At 32.7% G+C, this 18,632-nt stretch carries 21 protein-coding genes; 6 read left to right on the forward strand and 15 right to left on the reverse strand.

Translation table 11 applies throughout. The features are described 5' to 3' along the window. Nucleotides 1-7: 7 nt before the first annotated feature. On the reverse strand, nt 8-583 hold the full coding sequence (locus FNOD_RS06595) for an ECF transporter S component (protein ID WP_011994415.1): 576 nt from the start codon (nt 581-583) through the stop codon (nt 8-10). A 182-nt stretch (nt 584-765) separates the two neighbouring features. On the opposite strand from FNOD_RS06595, the gene sufC reads away from it, so the two are divergent. From sufC to FNOD_RS09710, 3 genes are read left to right on the forward strand one after another with little or no spacing between them, the layout of a single operon-like run. Further along, nucleotides 766-1,500, forward strand: coding sequence for a Fe-S cluster assembly ATPase SufC (sufC, locus tag FNOD_RS06600; protein WP_011994416.1), 735 nt, complete (start codon nt 766-768; stop codon nt 1,498-1,500). 14 nt (nt 1,501-1,514) lie between these two features. After that, a complete protein-coding gene (gene sufB, locus FNOD_RS06605; protein WP_011994417.1) occupies nt 1,515-2,924 on the forward strand; it encodes a Fe-S cluster assembly protein SufB in 1,410 nt (469 codons plus the stop codon). A gap of 35 nt (nt 2,925-2,959) precedes the next feature. Next, nucleotides 2,960-3,175 carry a hypothetical protein gene (locus FNOD_RS09710; protein ID WP_041256949.1) on the forward strand — a complete coding sequence of 72 codons (216 nt, stop codon included), beginning with the start codon at nt 2,960-2,962 and terminating at the stop codon, nt 3,173-3,175. Here the strand turns inward: FNOD_RS09710 and FNOD_RS09715 are convergent. Then, a complete protein-coding gene (locus tag FNOD_RS09715) occupies nt 3,149-4,099 on the reverse strand; it encodes a DDE-type integrase/transposase/recombinase (RefSeq protein WP_011993230.1) in 951 nt (316 codons plus the stop codon). The genes FNOD_RS09710 and FNOD_RS09715 overlap by 27 nt on opposite strands. A gap of 124 nt (nt 4,100-4,223) precedes the next feature. Between FNOD_RS09715 and FNOD_RS09925 the strand changes: the two genes are divergently transcribed. Both FNOD_RS09925 and FNOD_RS09930 read left to right on the forward strand, forming a co-directional pair. Continuing rightward, complete coding sequence (locus FNOD_RS09925) at nt 4,224-4,409, forward strand: MscL family protein (RefSeq protein ID WP_011994418.1); 186 nt, start codon at nt 4,224-4,226, stop codon at nt 4,407-4,409. Further along, nucleotides 4,406-4,606, forward strand: coding sequence for an MscL family protein (locus FNOD_RS09930; RefSeq protein ID WP_011994419.1), 201 nt, complete (start codon nt 4,406-4,408; stop codon nt 4,604-4,606). The genes FNOD_RS09925 and FNOD_RS09930 overlap by 4 nt, the downstream gene beginning before the upstream one ends. Nucleotides 4,607-4,667: 61 nt before the next feature. Here the strand turns inward: FNOD_RS09930 and amrB are convergent, their stop codons facing one another. The 13 genes from amrB to FNOD_RS06685 all read right to left on the reverse strand — a co-directional run bounded on the left by amrB (nt 4,668) and on the right by FNOD_RS06685 (nt 17,879). After that, nucleotides 4,668-5,471, reverse strand: a complete 804-nt coding sequence (gene amrB / locus FNOD_RS06630) for an AmmeMemoRadiSam system protein B (protein ID WP_011994420.1) — start codon at nt 5,469-5,471, stop codon at nt 4,668-4,670. A 29-nt stretch (nt 5,472-5,500) separates the two neighbouring features. Continuing rightward, complete coding sequence (locus tag FNOD_RS06635) at nt 5,501-10,060, reverse strand: type II secretion system protein GspD (RefSeq protein WP_011994421.1); 4,560 nt, start codon at nt 10,058-10,060, stop codon at nt 5,501-5,503. Nucleotides 10,061-10,079: 19 nt separating this feature from the next. Continuing rightward, nucleotides 10,080-10,703 carry a hypothetical protein gene (locus tag FNOD_RS06640; protein WP_011994422.1) on the reverse strand — a complete coding sequence of 208 codons (624 nt, stop codon included), beginning with the start codon at nt 10,701-10,703 and terminating at the stop codon, nt 10,080-10,082. After that, nucleotides 10,704-11,105, reverse strand: coding sequence for a hypothetical protein (locus FNOD_RS06645; protein WP_011994423.1), 402 nt, complete (start codon nt 11,103-11,105; stop codon nt 10,704-10,706). Continuing rightward, the gene (locus tag FNOD_RS06650) at nt 11,102-11,662 is read right to left on the reverse strand and encodes a hypothetical protein (RefSeq protein WP_011994424.1); all 561 of its coding nucleotides are present in this window, start codon (nt 11,660-11,662) and stop codon (nt 11,102-11,104) included. The genes FNOD_RS06645 and FNOD_RS06650 overlap by 4 nt, the downstream gene beginning before the upstream one ends. After that, nucleotides 11,634-12,560, reverse strand: a complete 927-nt coding sequence (locus FNOD_RS06655; protein ID WP_011994425.1) for a hypothetical protein — start codon at nt 12,558-12,560, stop codon at nt 11,634-11,636. The genes FNOD_RS06650 and FNOD_RS06655 overlap by 29 nt, the downstream gene beginning before the upstream one ends. A 12-nt stretch (nt 12,561-12,572) precedes the next feature. Beyond that, nucleotides 12,573-12,908: a hypothetical protein gene (locus FNOD_RS06660; protein WP_041256951.1), complete on the reverse strand. Its 336-nt coding sequence runs from the start codon at nt 12,906-12,908 to the stop codon at nt 12,573-12,575. A 31-nt stretch (nt 12,909-12,939) separates the two neighbouring features. Further along, complete coding sequence (locus FNOD_RS06665) at nt 12,940-13,947, reverse strand: type II secretion system F family protein (protein ID WP_238374572.1); 1,008 nt, start codon at nt 13,945-13,947, stop codon at nt 12,940-12,942. A gap of 218 nt (nt 13,948-14,165) precedes the next feature. Continuing rightward, nucleotides 14,166-14,840 carry an energy-coupling factor ABC transporter ATP-binding protein gene (locus tag FNOD_RS06670; RefSeq protein WP_011994428.1) on the reverse strand — a complete coding sequence of 225 codons (675 nt, stop codon included), beginning with the start codon at nt 14,838-14,840 and terminating at the stop codon, nt 14,166-14,168. 27 nt (nt 14,841-14,867) lie between these two features. Continuing rightward, nucleotides 14,868-15,488: a class I SAM-dependent methyltransferase gene (locus FNOD_RS06675; RefSeq protein WP_011994429.1), complete on the reverse strand. Its 621-nt coding sequence runs from the start codon at nt 15,486-15,488 to the stop codon at nt 14,868-14,870. 26 nt (nt 15,489-15,514) lie between these two features. Next, the gene (locus FNOD_RS06680) at nt 15,515-16,576 is read right to left on the reverse strand and encodes a sensor domain-containing diguanylate cyclase (protein ID WP_011994430.1); all 1,062 of its coding nucleotides are present in this window, start codon (nt 16,574-16,576) and stop codon (nt 15,515-15,517) included. Continuing rightward, complete coding sequence (locus FNOD_RS09605) at nt 16,563-16,721, reverse strand: hypothetical protein (RefSeq protein ID WP_187146483.1); 159 nt, start codon at nt 16,719-16,721, stop codon at nt 16,563-16,565. Before FNOD_RS09605 ends, FNOD_RS06680 begins: the two co-directional genes overlap by 14 nt. 27 nt (nt 16,722-16,748) lie before the next feature. After that, a complete protein-coding gene (locus tag FNOD_RS06685) occupies nt 16,749-17,879 on the reverse strand; it encodes a sodium ion-translocating decarboxylase subunit beta (protein WP_011994431.1) in 1,131 nt (376 codons plus the stop codon). A 221-nt stretch (nt 17,880-18,100) separates the two neighbouring features. Between FNOD_RS06685 and FNOD_RS06690 the strand changes: the two genes are divergently transcribed. Beyond that, a complete protein-coding gene (locus FNOD_RS06690) occupies nt 18,101-18,586 on the forward strand; it encodes a histidine kinase N-terminal 7TM domain-containing protein (RefSeq protein ID WP_011994432.1) in 486 nt (161 codons plus the stop codon). Nucleotides 18,587-18,632: the final 46 nt, after the last annotated feature.

Here is an 18,632-nt window from a genome sequence, read left to right on the forward strand (position 1 = left end):
TTGATTATTATTCCTCTCCTCTGAAAGTATAAATTAAAGTTTTTGGCAATGCTTTAAATATACCAAAAGCCACAAAAACGGAAAGTACTTTGTCAACAAGATCCACTACCAACTCATCAAAGAACGAAGCGAGCCATACACCAACATTTCTTGACCTTAAAAATCCAAAGAGTGCATCTCCCCAAACATTACCCGTTTGACCTTCCCAAAAGATAACGTTAAGAGGCACAGAAATAGCGGTTGCAACAATGGCAATGATAAGACCGCTCAGTAAAGCTCTAAAAGCATTTTTAAACATCTTGGCTTTGTAAAGTAACCCAGCGGCAACACCTATACCTATGCTTGTGAGCGCGTATACAAAAGAAATTGGTCCAGCAGTCAAGCCATATATGATGTTGTTAATCGCGCCACTAAAACCACCTACGACAGGACCTGCAAGCATGGCTGCAAGTATTGTACCAATTGAATCAAGCCAAAGAGGTAACTTTAAAGCTTCGGCAAAGAACTTACCAGCATAATTGATACCAACTGCTACAGGAATTAGTACAATGATAGCCGTTGTTAACTTTGAAGATTTAGCCATAGTCTCTCCCCTCCTTAAATTAAATGATTAAGGCTTATTTTAAATTATACCACATTTTTCAAAAGCATTACTTGCCTAAGATTTTTAAGTAATTACCCCTTTACACACTAAATTAGATATGGTATAATACAGTTAGTTATACCTAATATAATAAGTAATTATATCTATGGAGGTGCATATATATGTTATTGGAAGTTAAAAACCTTACGGCAAAATTAGCTGAAGCGGATAAGACGATATTAAAAGGTGTTGACTTAAGCATTGGAAAAGGTGAAGTCCATGTTATAATGGGCCCAAATGGTTCGGGTAAATCGACCCTTGCTAATGTAATAATGGGAAATCCTAAATATGAGGTTTTATCAGGCGATATACTATTTGAAGGAGAGTCAATTCTCGATTTAAGAACTGATGAAAGAGCTCAAAAAGGTATAATGATGACTTTCCAAAATCCGTATGAAATTGAGGGTGTTAAGCTTGACCAATTACTTTTGATAGCTTACAGGAAACTCCACGGAGAGGATAAAACCTTCTTCCAACTTGATAAAGAAATGAAAACATTAGTAGATGAAGTAGGTTTACCACACGAATTTCTTGAAAGATTTGTTAACTTGGGTTTCTCCGGTGGGGAAAGGAAGAAAGGTGAAATTTTACAAGCAAGGTTTTTAAAACCAAAATTGCTGATACTTGATGAGATTGACTCTGGTCTTGATGTTGACGCGTTGAGAATAGTCGCATCACAGATAAATAAGATAAAAGAAGATGGTACATCTTTGCTTATAATTACTCACTATTCGAGGATTTTGAATTACCTTGATGTCGATAAAGTTCACGTATATGTCGATGGTAAAGTCGCAATGACGGGTGATAAATCCCTCGCATACGAAGTAGAAGAAACTGGATACGCAATTGTTAAGTAAGGGGGGGATAATAAATGTCAAATCTCAATGAACTGTTGTATGAACTCAAGCAGAAAGAAAATTTTGAGCTTAAGGTAAATGTCCCAGCCGCACTTAAATTGCCAGCGGGATTAGATAGAAAGTTAGTCTATGAAATCTCAAAAGCAAAAGATGAACCTCAATGGATGACAGAACATAGGCTTAAGTCATTTGAGATATTCGAAAAATGGCATGAGCCAGATTGGGGTGTCGAAAGAGACGAATTGGATTTGTCTAAGATAGTGCCTTATGTAAAACCCAACGCAAAAAAGACAACGTCTTGGGAAGAAGTGCCAAGTGAGATTAAAGAAGCGTTCGAAAGACTTGGTATCCCAGAAGCGGAAAGAAAATATCTTGCTGGCGTCGGTGCACAATTCGATTCTGAAATGATTTATAAAAATATAAAAGAGGAATTGAAAAAGTTAGGAGTTATATTCATAGATATCGAAACAGCTGTTAAGGAATATCCTGACCTTGTAAAAGAATATTTTATGAAGCTTGTTCCTCCAACCGATAACAAATACGCCGCGTTACATGGGGCACTTTGGAGCGGCGGTACGTTTTTGTACGTTCCAAAAGGTGTTAAAGTGCCTCTCCCGTTGCAATCTTACTTTTTGTTTGGAAACCCAGGTGGTGGACAATTTGAACATACGGTGATAATCGCGGACGAAGGAAGCGAAGTTACATATATCGAAGGTTGTACAGCACCTAAATACGATGTGGTGAATTTACACATTGGTACGGTCGAAGTGTACGTCAAGAAAGGTGCGAAGTTGAAGTATTTAACAATGCAAAACTGGAGTAAGAATATGTTCAACCTTGAAATAAAACGCGCGATAGCTTACGACGATGCTGTAATGACTTGGGTGTCTGGTTCGTTTGGAAGTTACAAAACAATGGTTTATCCAGCAACGATATTAAAAGGTGACAATTCCGTATCTGAAAATATCTCGATATCATTTGCCGGTCCCGGTCAACATATCGATACAGGTTCCAAGGTCATACACATAGGTAAGAACACGCGTTCAACAGTCGACGCAAGGAGTATAAGCATAGGCGGTGGTTGGTCGTTCTACCGTGGACTTTTGAAAATAATGGAAAACGCTAAAGGTTCTAAAGCCTCTGTAAGTTGTACCGGACTTATGATAGATAACAAGTCAAAAAGTGATACGGTACCTATCATAGAAGTGCATAATACTGATTCAGACATTGGCCACGAAGCAAAGATAGGTAGAATCAAAGACGAGCAGATATTCTATCTTATGAGCAGGGGCTTAAGCGAATTGGAAGCAAAGGGATTAATCGTTAAGGGGTTCATTCAACCAGTTGTCCAAGAATTGCCATTTGAATACGCTATAGAATTGAATAGACTCGTCGATATGGAAATAGAATCTTCAATTGGTTAATAGGTTAAAGTTTCGTAAATTAGGAGGCGCTTAATATGGAAAAAACATTGCGTTTGACACATCAAAACCTTAGAGCAATTGTACCTCAGAGGAAAACAATTGATATAAAAGATTACGAAGTGGACGATTTTAAACCCAGCGGAAATAATCTCTTAGACGAATGGCGCATAAAGAGATTTTCTGAATATTTAACATATAAATTTCCATTTTGGAAAAGGATAGTGTTAACTTGTAGTGATGAAAGAGTGTAATTGTGAAAGAATGCGATTGATATTGCCATTGTGCGTTTTCCAAAGATTCTTCACTACACAAAATCCTTGAATATATTTCGCTAAGTTCTTCGTATTCTTCAGCCCTCGCTTGAGTCGGAAAAAGTCTTTCAACAATGAAAACTTAGATTCACATTGATTGTTTTTACCGAGCGGTACCACTACGTGATTGATATTTCTGAACAACAGCTTTACTGCACTTTCATATGCACCAAGTCCATCAGTAATAAGTTCAATGTTTCTAGGTTTTGAATTACCAAAGAACTTCTCGAGCAATACTTTGACTTGTCCCATATCACGATACTTTGAGACATGCCAACAAAGAATTAAGTTAGTTTCGTGATCAACTAATAGCCAAACATAGTACTTTTGTTCTTTGAACACAAGAACAGTTTCATCAGCATGAACTGAGAAAACATTTTCGATGGTAAATGTTGGAAAAAGTACAGAGAATAAAGTACACAATTTAATAACCCATTTGTATATGGTGACATGAGATACTTTGATATTAAGAGAATGAGCAAGAGAGCGATAAGACATATTGTGTTTCATATACAAAACAAAAGCCTTTAAGACGAAAAAGATAGGGAAGCGGAAATATTTAAATTTCTCAGGAATAAGGGTGACTGGTTCGGGGAGGTTAAAAGGTACTCTATCTTTGGTACGACAAGCTCTACAACGGAAGACAACGAAAGAGCGACGGACTTTGTAAATTTGCATAGATTTACCACAAGAAGTGCATTTGGGATAAGGGAAAGGGAAGTTTTTGCGTTTTTGAGAATGGGAGAGTTTGAAAGAATGATGGCAGAGTTTGCAAAGGAATTGTTGGTTACCGTATTTGTCATGACCGTTTTTGTATAAGCTGGTGGAACCGCATTTTGGACAAGAGAGCGTTGAGTTGTTCATATCGGGATACCTCCTTTGTCGAGAGTTGGTTGGGGGGTGTCCCCTCTTTATAAGGATAATGCGGTTTTTGGAAAGTTTCAATACTTTTAGTTAACATTATCACTCACAAATAGGGGGCAGGTTTATGAAAAAATTTATGAAAGAGTTCTCGGATTTTTTAAAGCAGTATAATGTTATAGGTCTTGCCGTTGCTATAATCATCGGTGGAAAGTTAAATCAATTTGTCACATCTTTTGTAAACGACTTATTAATGCCAGCTATTTTCCAACCAGTTTTATCCAGCAACCAGTTTTATCCAGGTTGCGTTTGAGCAAAATTGAACAAATTAACTGGCACGGTATTTATTGGGGGAAAGTTGTTTCGGCTGGTATTGACTTTTTAATAGTTGCTTTCTTAGTATTTTTGCTTATAAAATCAATGAACAAAGCTGCTGAAAAAACAAAAGTAGCCGCTGAATTAGCTGCTAAGAAAGTGGAAAAAATTGAGGAAAAAATAAAGAAAGACTAATGTTTACAATTAAAAACAAAAGGCGACTTTATGTCGCCTTTTTGTTTTCTAACGTAATCAATCACCAAAGGATAAATGAAGCGTATCCAACGGTATAGGAATAATCCTGCGAAAATTCCGCACTTGTTGTGTGATAAACAAGCTCTACATTACTAAATAAACTCCTTACAACCGCGACAGGACCTGGTCCACACATCGTTATGTTGTGTTTCTTTATTCTCTCGTAAAGGCCCTCAATATCGCCTTCTAATATCTTTTCGATGGCCAATTTGTCTTTTTCTAACGTTATTTCGTGTGGATCGTAATGATTAAAATCCGAAGACGCAACTACAAGTGTGTCAGGATATTCTTTAATTATTTGCTTTAGTTTATCAACTATTTTTGAAACGGTTGATAAACGCTGATCCATCATACACACTGGGATGATTTTAAATTCTCCAAATGCATATTGCAACAATGGTAACTGTACCTCTATGGAATGTTCGTACAAATGTGCCATTTCATCTGAAAAGATAACAGTATTATCGATTAGTTTGTCCGCTATCTCACTATTCACCTCTATATTTCCTAGAGGAGTCTGCCAGATACCTTCACTCCAAACTGAAACAAGTTCACCGTAACCTGTATGATTCGGGCCAAATATTATAATATTTTTTGGTCGACCATATTCAGTTGCTTTTTTAATTCCCATACCTGCTGTTTTACCACTGTAAACATAACCAGCGTGCGGTAATATTAATCCAACAGGTTGGCTGAAAAAATCCTTATTAGTCGCCCTCTCACCAACAAATGCCTCACAAGTTTTCTCAAGTTGAATAGGTGTACCTGGATAAAATTTGCCAGAAACAACAGGTTTCCTATACATTCATTACGCCTCCGAAAATATAAAATCACTTATTCTTTCATAATATCAACTATTTTTGCTGTTAAGAATATCGTTATGCTTCTTTGTTCTGAAGCTTCTTTCGTTCCTCTGAAAAGGTACCCAAGAATTGGTATGTCTCCAAGGATTGGTACTTTCCATTCCGACTTGCTCTTTTCTTCCCTTGAAAGGCCGCCAATAACAAGTGTCTGACCATCTTTAATTGTTATTTTTGTGCTAGCATCTCGTTTGTTAATTTTTGGAAGTCCGTTTACTAAAACAGAGTAATCAAAATTACTTACAGAAGTTGTAATTACAAGATCGATAGTGTTATCTGCGTTTACATATGGAACTATCTTTAGTTCTATTCCTCCTTCAAGGCTTATTACTTGTTCATTGGTTTGTCCTCCAGAAGTACTTACAATTTTCAAAGGTATCGAATCACCAATAAATATTCGTGCTTCTTCGCCACTTTTTGTCATTATATTTGGATTTGCCAAAAGTTTTCCAATACCACTGGTTGCTCTGAAAGGAGTACCTTGTTCCGCCCCGCGAAGATCAAGTGAAATTCCAGCTTCGTTTAATATCTTATCAATTATCGAACCATCTAAAATATCAAGTAAGCTTACATTAAGAGTTAAACCATTTGAACCAAATGTTAGATAATTTCCAGCTTTTAGTAATGTAACAATTTCTTCTGAAAGTGAACCATTTCTTGATTCGTCTATTATTCGCGCATCGATAGAAACTATCTTTGGAGTTGTAAACTTTTCAATTAATTTGTTAATATCATCTACGTTCTTAGGATCAAGGTCATAAGCAACAATTATACCTGCAGAAGGACTTACCATTGTCTTTCCACCATAAAATTTTATAAGTTCTTCAACTTTATCAGTGTTTCTTGGAACATTAAATGTGTAAGTTGTTTGTACTTTAGTTGCATCTGGTGTTGTATCTACAATGTAGACATTCCCAGATTTTTTGATTGATATCCCATAATTCAGCATTATTGAATTAAATGTTTCAAAGTCAATCCCAGAAACTGACATTGTTGCTGTTCTATCTATTGGTTTTGCAAAGACCACTTGATATCCAAGTTCATCAAAAATAGTTTGAATAACTTGTGAAATAGGTTCGTTATCTATCTTTAAATTTATCAATCCATCCTTAACAAACGCCTTTTTTGAGTCTGTCTTATTATTAATAACGCCCTTAGGTGTAATGTAAGTTATGCTTCCTACTTCTGTAAAGTTAACCCAGGTTGAAAATGTTTCTTTGAAAGTTTCATAATTAATATCTTTTAGATACATGGAACTTATACTAGCACCTATTTTCTCTAATTTATAAGACTTGTTAAGTTTAACCATAACTTGGGTGATGATATCATCAACAGGCATATTAGAAACATTTATAGTTATAAGCCCATCTTTAACAACAACAGGTTCTGTTTTAATTTCTTCTTTTACAACCTGGTTTGCAGTTGTTGTACTTTGCTGTGTTTTCATGATTGAAATATAATAAGTATCATTTTTCAATTCATAAGTTATATTATAAGATGATAACTTATCTAAAAATTCTTGGAAATTTGAAACTACCGTTCTCATAGAACATGTAGATTTTATATCATCAACCAAAACGAACTGTTGTTTAAATAACCTGCCAACGGTTATTATAACATCTTTTATATTTTTATTGCTAACATCTATTAAGAGTTTATCGTCAACAAGACTGTATTCTTTGCCTTGCTCTAAAGATATTTCGCCTATAAATTTGCTAACTTTACCAATTTCCTCTTTTGACCCAACGACAATAAATCCCTGAGAAACTTTATAAGTTTTAACGTTAAAATATTCTTTTATCAAGCTATCAAGTTCTTCCGGATAATTTAACAATGTGTAGGATTTATCTAAAACAGAGTTCTCAGATACGAATTTTTTTACATTTTCAAGTTGCTCATTTGTTCCAAACACAACATAGCCTTGCGATGTTTTGTAAGTTTCAACGTTGTATAAAGTCTTTATAACACTATCAAAACTATCTGGATAATCTATAAATAAATATTTCCTTTCAGGGGTTATAGACAATTTTTCAATCTCTTGCTTAATTTTCTCTACATCTTTTATTTCTCCATTTATGTAAATTATATTCCCTACTTGTTCTATCTCAACACTTGGTGCAATTAACTTGGAAAGCTTATCAATTTCTTCTTTCTTCAAATTTTGCGGTAATACCATCGATAATAATGAATCTGAAGGATTTAGCGAGTTTAGATAACTTACGGCTTCTGCCACGTTTTCTTTTAATCCTGTGACAACCATTTTATTTATATCAGGGAAATAATCAATCTCAACGTTATATACTTTCTTTAGGTAATCTATATGATTTTGTCCTACTTTAAACGATAAATCAACGCTTACACTTTCAATCAATTTAGCATATTCTTTTGCTCTAGATACATTTGAAGGTGTACCTACTATATACGAAACATCACCAGCTTGGTATAATTTAACATTAAACAATTCTCCTAGCATTTTAGATGAATTTGGTTCTATTTTTCCTAGTATTTCAACTATATTTTCAGATTCTTGAACAAAGTTTTCCAAAAATTTCTTTGCGTCATTTACAAGAGAACCTTGTAAAACTATACTTTCTCCAATTTGATATACCTTAACATTGTATATATCTTCAACGGCTTTTTTAGCCTCTGATTTGTATTTGTCAGGCAATATAATCATTGTGTTACCATAATCTTTTCTAACTTTCTCAATAGTAGTCTTCGCAGTTTCAATTTCAGATTTACTAACAGTTACTATAAAATATTTATCTTTATCCTCAACAACATAGCCTGTTAATTTGGATATAACCTCTGCTGGAGGATCTGTAGGAATCTTCTGAATTGCAAAATTTGTAATCTCCTCAGAAATGGATTTTTTAAGTCTTTCAATCTCATTAATCCTTCCTTGAACTAACTTTGTACCATCTGAAAAGTTTTGCAAAATAGTAACTTTAAATTTCTTTAAGAAATTTTCATCAGCTTTTACAATGTAGGTTGACTCACCTAAAACATCTACATATTTCAAAAATTTCTTGTAAGTATCTTCGCTAGAAAAAAGATTTACGATAACTTTATTTTCTATTGTTTTCATATCGAAATCATTTTCCAAGACGCCGATATATTTGAGTATTGAAATTACAACATTTTCTGGAACGTCATCAATTACAATTTTCCAAGGATTTCCAATGTATGATTCTTTTGAAAGTGACAAGGCAATTTTTTCATAACCAGAAACAACATACAACTTGCCCGAAACCACTTTGGGGTTAGAATTTGGATAAATTTCTTTTAAAACTGCCTGAACTCTTTCAGGATAATTCACATCAACAGGTATATATGTTACTGTTGTTGATAGTTGAGTGACTTTAGACTCGGCGCTTTTAATTATTTTTTCAACTTGAGAAACTATAGAAGCATCATCAACCAATATGGCTAGCTTCTTATCTGATTGAAGAATCGCAAAATCTTTTATATCGTATATCTTTTGCAAAGAAGTAATTAGAGAGCTAAGCTCATCTTCGCTAATGTTATATTGAATATAGTACCACTTGCGTTGCTGAATTCTTGCCATAATTTGTTTTAGTAAATTCTCTACTTCTAAAGGTTTTGATGTTTTAACAGCTATTTTTTTCTGTTCTTTTAAAATCACATAATCATCTGTTGTAAACCCATATATTTTTGAAATTTGAGAAAGCGCTTCCTCAATATCTTTGTCTGAAACATTGTATGAAATATAGTACCAATCTTGAACTTTCATAGGCACCAGAGCTTCAGCTATCATTTTATATTCATTAACTCCACCATAGATGAAAACTTTTGATTTATCTCTGGTTAAACCCAAATAAGATCCAGCACTTAAAACTTCTCTCAATTTTTCAACATTCACTTGCGCATCGTAAACTTGCCAGAAAACAGCAAAATTCTTTTGAATTTCCTCCTTGCTTCCAATATACATAACTTGGTCAGAAGCGTAAGCGTAAGAAAGATTGGCAGCAGTTAAAATTGTTCTGATTACATCTTCAATAGAAGAGTTATCTAGCTTAATGCTTACGGACTTATCCTTGGCTCCGTCGTAAAGAACCACCTTAATTCCAAAAAACTCGGCAACATCTTTTATTAAAATATCACTCTTTATATTTGCAAAACTTGCGGTTAACCTTTTTGAAGACATACTATATGGCAATCTTATATACAATTTAGTACCTGTGGTATTGTACTTAACACTTCCTGGAGTTAAAGTATAAACAAAAGCATTGACTTTTCCGTCTATTGGAACTATTTGAACGCCCTCAGTACTACCTATTGAAATAGGTAAGTAAATTGATCCTTTTGCAAAATCATCAATAAGGAAATAATGAACAGTTCTACTCTCGTTTTTACCATAATATAAAACATTAGGCGCTTTCGAAAAAGAAAGTACAATTACAATCTCATTAGTCGACGTTACATAACTTACGTCTAAGAGTTCTGAATACAATAATGTATTGAAAAAAACAAGTACCAAGAAAACTATAAAGTATTTAATTAACCTATTCATTAATAATCCCCCCAAAATATTATTGTTTTGCCAGTAAATTAGAAAGTTTTTTTATTTTCCCATCGTAAGTATCAAGTAAAATAATTTCAAATTCACGAACATCTATAATTTTGTATCTATTATCAATTATTTCCGTATCGTAAAAAGATTTTGTATCCGTTCCTTGCCTAATATATACTTTTCTTCTTTGCTTACCACCCTCGGAAATGGATAAATAACCAACATATTCGAACTCTGCAGTTGATATATCTTCAATTTCTCCAAAAGCTGAATTAGTACTTTTAAGCCTCGAAGAAAGAAACTTACTATCGCCAGTTGATACTTTGTCAAATTTAATTTCAAGTAAGTAAGGCTTGAACATATCAGTAAATGTAGAATCTGGTATCATGTTTTGTATTTCAACAATAGAAAGATTTTGAGCAATAACTTGTGAACTATTTTCTGTTTGATTCAAACTCGGATTTTGCCATTGATTTTGAACACCTTGAGTAGGAGTACTAACTGATTGTTGAGCCGTCTGTAGTACCGGTTGAGGATTTGGTGAATTCATACGTATAAGAACAAAAATAGCAACAACCCATATAATTACTGCAATCAGTAATAGAATAAGTGTTTTTTTATTGACTTTTCCCCCAAGAGTCACCTAATCGCCTCCCACTTTCAAATTCACAGTGTAGTAAACGGGTGTTGCTTCAAATAAAATTGGATAATAAACATTGGCATTCATGTAAAAGTATTTTATTTCTGCAACTTTTTTGGAAAGTATCTTAGATAGTAATTTTTCAACATCATCAGATATTAACTCAGAATTAACTTCCATCTCTAACATATTTCCAAAATCTTCTTGTAACTTTGCAAGAATTTCAGATTCTTGCTCTAATTGTTTTAATTTGTTGTATACTTGAGTTACTTCTGACAATTTGCTTTCTAAATTTTTCATATACTGATAGTAAGAATTGTAAAAATATATACCTGCCATTAAAAAAAGGACAATCATAATAAAAAATGCAATTAATACCGCTATTTTTCGCTGAATAACAATCACTTTTCTCCCTCCATGTTGTACCTAAAGTATCTCATATTTCCAAAAAAATTTTTTTCATCAATTTTATTTATAAGAACATTTTTATAAAGCTTTGAGAGATCACTGTATACAGTTTGTGTAGATACCTTAGTTTCAATACCATATTCGTAAAAATCAATAAAAAATTTGACTCCATCATATCTTATTTCTTTCAGAAAAATTCTATTTGGTATTCTTGAAGCGAAGTATGAAAAATATTTCAAAAAATAGATATCTTTGTATGAATTTAGAATACTATTTTTCACAACTATATTTGCGTTTCTAATTTCTTCAACCCTTTTTTCAAAAGTATACTTCAAGTTATCAATTTGTTGATCAAGATTTTTCATATCTAAACTTGATAAATTATTGAAAACAACAGGATAGTTCCTTAAAAGTTTACCTGTTTCTAAAATCTTCATCTGATATGAAAGATAGATAAGAGAAAGCGCTGGAAGCGTGACAAATAATAAAATTATAATGAAAGTCTTTAACTTTATTACCCTCTTTTTACCATTTGATAGATTTAACCTTTCCAATTTCGATACCCCCTCTATAAATAAGACCAAGATCAGCTAAACCTATTTTATTCTTATCCTTAGTTGGAAAAAGTAATACAGGTTCAGAAAATTTTCCTCTAAAATTACCTTCGAAACCCAATATAATATCTCTCATAATTTTAAAGTCACATACAACTACTATTCCAGAAATCATTTGAATATCGATTTTCTCGATCTCAGTAGTGTTAGTAGCTATTATCAATTCCCTCTCTATTTGCGAGAGTACGTCTATAGAAATAGAATCCACTATTCTTTTTGCTGCTTTTGTGAGTTCCTCATTTTCACTTCTTTCTATCTCAAATAGTTCAAAACCAGTTTCCTCTTTTACAATCTTACTTATATCTTCCATAGAGAAATCTAAAATTCTTACATTTATTATCGAATTGTTGTTCATAACAACTATACCTGATGACATTCTCCCCAAAACGAGATACATCCAATACCCTGGAAATTTTTTCGTAACTAACAATTCCGATAATATATTCGGATAAGCAACGTCTGGCTCGAAAGAGATGTTTCTTGACATTTTATATCGATCATAATCAGATTTTCTTACGAACAAAACCAGAGTTTTACCATATACTGTGGGGATACAAGAAAGATTTATTTCTTCGTTTAAATCCATAAGCCTTCTTATCTCAAGCTCCGCAATTTTTTTCATCTCTGAATAATTTTTAACTGGTGGAAGTTCAATATAAGTTGTTTGTATGATATCCCAAGGAATATTTATAACAACCATGCTCTCCGGATCAGGAGAAATTGGTTGCTGATAAAAACCTTTTATTTTTATATTACCGGAAAAATAATTAGCAGATAGTGTCCCATACTCACTTTGTTCTGAGTTATATACTAGTATCTCGTGTACAAAAATTCCCACTTTATCTCCCCTCTACTTTCCATTTGAAACTTCAAACATTATTGGTTCAATAGTTATCCCATTGAAAAAAGTACCACTCTCAGTCCAACCAAATGGAATTATAAATAATCCTTTTAAAGATTCTTCTGACATTCTATAGAATTCCACCTTGTTATCCTTTCGAGATATTCTACATGAGTTTGAATTATATTCTTTTACAACATTAGCTTTCCAAAGACCAGAATAAACCGCTGTTTGGATGTATTCATAAGATATATCTAAATTAAGCAATTTCGAAAAGTTGAGTATCATTGAAGTTAAGATAAATGTAATTACAAGAATTGAAATAACGATTTCCAAAAATGTCAAGAAAATCACCCGAACCTTGAATTTGTCAAACTCACCTACCAAACTGTCCTTGCATTTGGAAGATCGTTGAGTACATAGTAAAGGCGATGAATGCTATAAACAAACCAACAAAAGCAATTAGTGCCGGTTCAATTAAACTAACAAGTTTTTTTGTATCACTAAGAATTTCTTCCTCATAAAAATCTGCAACTTTCTCCATAACAACATCTAGTTTACCTGTTTCTTCGCCTGTTCCAACCATTTCGTAAACTATTTGAGGAAAAATTCCAGCACGTTTTAAAGCTCCTTTCAAATTACTACCAGCCTTTACTTCTTCTATGACCTTTGAAATTATTGATATAAATCTTGGATTATTAGATGCTTTCGCTGCCATATCCAAAGCATTTACCATAGGAACACCACTACCTATAAGAACACCTAGCGTACGCGTAAATCTCTCATTCGACATTTTTTGTCTTAACTTTCTTATCGGCGGAATAAGGTTACCGATAAAATCTTTTACATAAGCACCGTAAACAGTATCAAGAAAAACCTTCAAACCATAACCAACCGCGATAACAACTGGTGCCAAAATGTACCATTTTTTTGTGAATATATAATTCATCTTCATTAGCATCCCAAGGACACCACTTTGAGGAACCGTTCCAAAGACAGATATTAATCTTGGAAGAATAAAGACAGAAATAACTATAACAACCACCACAGCAAAGCCCAATATAAACATAGGATATGCCATAGAAGATTTTACCTGTTCCCTTAATCTATTTACACTCTCATAATAGTTTGCTACTTTTTTCATTGTTACATCTAATATACCGCCTTCTTCACCTGCTTTTACCATGTTTATAAATATAGAATCAAAAATACCTTGACGTTCAAGTGCATCTGAAAAAGAAACACCAGCTTTCATATCAGAAGCAACTTCTTTCAATGCTATTCTAAACTTTTTTGAAAAAACTTCTTGTTCTGAAAGAGTTATAACGGCATCGGCAAGCCTAATGCCTGCAGAAATCATCGTTTCTAATTGCCTTGCAAACAAAACTATATCCTTTAATTTTGCTTGAAAGACTGCTTTTTTCTTTCCCGTTGAACTGCTTCTAGTTTTTTCACCTTTCTGAACAAGATCTGTTATAATTATTCCTTGCTCTCTTAATCTATCAAGTGCTTCTTTAACGCTTTCAGCTTGAATTATACCTTTTAATTTTCTTCCAGACCTATCTACACCTTTGTATTCAAATACCAGATAATATCACCTCTTTATTTCTTTATCACTTCGTCGGAAACCATCTTGCCATCTTCAAGTGTAATAACTCTTTCACACAAATCCATAAAAAGCTCTGGTTCGTGCGTAGCTATAATATAACCCTTATTCTGATTTCGAAAACTCTCCAAAATTTTTCTAATTGATAAATAACCTTTCAAATCTAACCCTGCTGTTGGTTCATCAAAAATCAAAAATTTTGGATTATGAAGTAAGATAGAAGCAATCGCTATCTTGCGCTGTTCACCACCAGAAAGCTTAAAAGGTGATTTGTAAAGTATTTCTTCATTTAATCCCACACTAATAAGCAGTTTTTTTAAATCTTCCTTTGTGTAAGAAACTCCAAAGTTTTTTGCGGCATATGTTATTTCTTGTTCAACAGTTTCGTTAAAAAATTGTCTTTCTGGTATTTGAAAAGCAACCCCAAATTCTTTTCTAAAATTGTATGCTTTTTCAAATGGGTTTGTACCATCGTAAAATATTTTCCCTGATGAAGGTTTTATAAGCAAGTCTAAAAGATAAATCAGCGTTGTTTTTCCTGATCCAGTGTTTCCAACAAGTAATATTCTTTCATCAGTTGTAAATGATAAATTTATGTTACTCAGTGCTACTTTTTCAACATCCGTATTTTTTTCGAAAATAACGGAAATATCTATCAATTCAACTTTCAAAATTCATCACCTACTAAATCTCTTTTTTTATCCATTTATTTTTTTCGAAATATAAATCCTTATTCCTCCTTCTTTCCATACATCTTCAGCGTTACCAAATATCTCTTTCATGTAATTTTTAATCCTCTCTCCACCTTTGTTGTGATAAGCTACTAGCTGAAGTGTACCACCATCCTTGAGATGTTGAAAAGCACCTTCTATAAGCTTCATCCATACTTCTTTTCCAGCAACAATTGGAGGATTAGATATAATATGGTCAAAAAGATAACCTTCCCAAGGTTCGTAAAGGTTTCCTTGCCTAATATCAGCTTGTATATTGTTATCTTTTGCGTTTATCTTTGCAAATTCGACAGCACGTTTATTAACATCGGACATGAAAAGTTCTATAGATGGATTTTCCTTCTTTAATGTAATTCCGATAACTCCGTACCCACAACCTATATCTAACACTTTTCCACTGATATTTTCACAGTGATTTATAAGTATTTCTGTTGCTTTATCTACCTTTCCAAAAGAATACACACCTGATGGACTTTTAAATTTGTAAACATGGCCATTCTTAAGCTTTAGTTCAACATCCCTAACTCTTAAGACTGATTGTGGTTCTTCAGAATAATAATGTTCAAAACTATTTTTATCTTCACTCAATTCTGAGCACCTCCAAAATTCATTCTTTATACTTTTACAGATTTTGATTCTTTTACTGGTTTTGATTTTTCTTCAGCTGAATTGATTAGAGAATCCACATCCTTTCCATCTACGCCATATTCACTTATACCAATAGTGCATGTCAAATCTAGATTTTGGGAATTTATAAACTTCACTATACTATCATTCAATCTATCAAAAATGTTGTAAGGAAATGATTTTGATATAGCCAAAACGGCAAAACTTTCTCTATTCAACGAAACTAAAATATCACTTCTCCTAATATTCTTTTCAATTATTTTTGCGAATTTTTGTAAAATATTATTTCCGTAATCAAAACCATGTTTTCTATCTACTTCGTCAATGTTTTCAAATTTAATTTTTATAAGATAAAGATTACTGGAATCTCTCTTAGCCAAAGAAACGTATTTATCAAAATAATTTCCAAGTACCTTGTAATTTGGAAGATGAGTAACGGGATCAAACATAACAACTTTGTTTATCTTTTCGTTGAGTTCTTTCACTGACTTTATAAGTTCAAAACGCTCTACAGATAAAGAAAGTAAATCGCTTATCATTTCTGCGAAAGGTAAAAAATTGTTTTTCTCAAAAGTATATTCATCTTCCCATGTATCGAGGTTGAAGAAGCCTACAATTTTTCTCTGAACCCTTATTGGAATAGAAACAAAGGCCTTAATATTTTCAATACTTTTGACCGATTCTTTAAGAGTATCATCAATATTTCCTACTTTCTGTGATAATTCTTTTATAAAATCAATACTTTTTCTTTTAATGATATAAACATGTTTAAACCTTCTCATAAACATTTCTTCCTTTTTAAACCTTATCTTTTCCAGCAATTTGTAATCGTGGTTATAAGCCGCAATGTAATAAAAAGAGCCATCAACATCTTGAAGTAGCACACTTCCACTGTGGATAAATGGTATATTATCAACTAATACCTTCAACAATGCTTCAAAATCTTTTCTTTTCAAGGAAGTTTCTCTCTCCGTTGAAAATTCAAGAATAAGTTCGCTGAAGCTTATAAAAGCATTTTTCACTTCTTCAGAAAAATTATTTTGCTTCATTTGAATTACTCCTTGAATCATATTTGGAGAACATTTTGACGAAAAATTTTATCGATAAAAAGAATAAAGTAAGAACCAAAATCAAAAACAAATAACCAACAATACCTACCCTTAAAGCTTTGAAAAACTCTGAAAAGTTTATCATAATTAAACACTCCTTGAGAAAAAATTTTCATATTCCACTGACAAGTGCAATTAATATTCCGCCAGCTAAAACAGAACCTATCTGCCCTGCAACGTTTGCTCCCACTGCGTACATAAGCAAATAATTTGTAGGATCTTCTTTCCTTCCAAGTTGATGAATTACCCTTGCGGACATAGGAAAAGCGGAAATTCCAGCTGCTCCAAGCATAGGATTTATCTTACGCTTTAAAAATAAATTCAAAAACTTAGCAAATAAAACCCCTCCAGCTGTATCGAAAATAAAAGCAACAAGCCCAAGAAGCAATATAAAAAGTGTTTGCGGTCTAAGGAACTTATCTGCAGTCATCGTCGATCCTATTGATAAGCCAAGGAATATAGTAACTATATGCGCAAGTTCATTTTGAGCAGTCTTCGATATACTATTCAAAACACCGCATTCTCTTAAAAGGTTGCCAAACATCAAAAAGCCAATTAATGCAGCAGAACTTGGAGCTAGTAAACTTGCAACCAGAGTTACCAATATTGGGAAAATTATTCTAATTTTTTTATTTATCTTGACTCCTTTAGGTTCCATTTTTATCTTTCTTTCTTCTTTTGTCGTAAGTAACTTTATTACAGGTGGTTGAATTATAGGGACAAGGGACATATAAGAATAAGCCGCAACAGAAATAGGTCCTAAAAGTTCTTTTGCAAATCTACCAGCAACATAAATAGAAGTTGGTCCATCGGCTGCACCTATTATTCCTATCGATGCTGCTTGTTTTATATCAAAACCTAACAAAGTCGCGACAACCATCGTTGCAAAAATTCCAAATTGAGCAGCGGCACCAAATAAAAACATTATCGGATTTTCAAGTAATGGTCCAAAATCAATCATAGAACCTACAGCAATAAATATCAAAAGTGGAAAAATTTCTGTTATAATACCAATATCGAAGAATATATTCAAGACACCTTTGTGAAGTACACCATCTATAACCTGATCAACTGCTGAACTCAGAGGAATGTTAACTAAAATGGTTGAAAATCCAATTGGAATTAGTAATGCTGGTTCGTATTCTTTTGATATAGCTAAATAGATTAAAAAGATTCCAATAAAAATCATAACCAAATTCCCTATGCTTAAGTTTAAAACACCTAAAAACAAATTCAAAGCCATTACCCATCACCCCATTTGTTAGTTTTTATTATAATTTTATCAAAGTGAGTATATCAAATTACACACACGTTAATAACTAACACTTTTATTTTAGCATAAAGTTTAGTAAAAAATATTTGATCTATTTTTTGTTACTTAAATTTAAATAACTCTTAAATAAAACTATTTTAAGTTTACTTTACATGAAATATATTAATATTATTTAAACTAGAGGTGATAGTATGATATTCTATGTACCGATTTTTATTATATTTTTGTTTCTGTACAATTCTATAATTGCGCTTCAAACAATAACAGTATTCGCAAGATACAAGGTGAAGGAGCTTTCTTATGCAGGAATTTTCGTTTCGGCTGTAATAATGTTGTACTCGTTTGGATACGCTATGGAATTGATCTTTATAACTTCCAGTGATATAAGCTCTGCTTTTCTGTGGTACAAAATACAGTATTTCGCAATAGCATTTATCTCTTTTAGTTTTTTTGTATTTGTAAACGCGTTTGTTGGAAGAAAAATTAAGAAAAATATAGTCATTCCACTAATGATTATTCCATTAATCACTCTTATTTTACTTTGGACAAATCAATTTCATCATCTTTACTTGAAAGGATACCTTGAAAACGGAAAATATACCATACCAGGTCCTTGGTATTATATAAAATTGGTATTATATAAAACTTATTTACGAATACATACTCATTGGCTTTAGTTATTACATTATGTTATCAGAGATAAGAAAAAAAAAGATTCTTATT

The organism is Fervidobacterium nodosum Rt17-B1 (assembly GCF_000017545.1).
GTDB lineage: Bacteria > Thermotogota > Thermotogae > Thermotogales > Fervidobacteriaceae > Fervidobacterium > Fervidobacterium nodosum.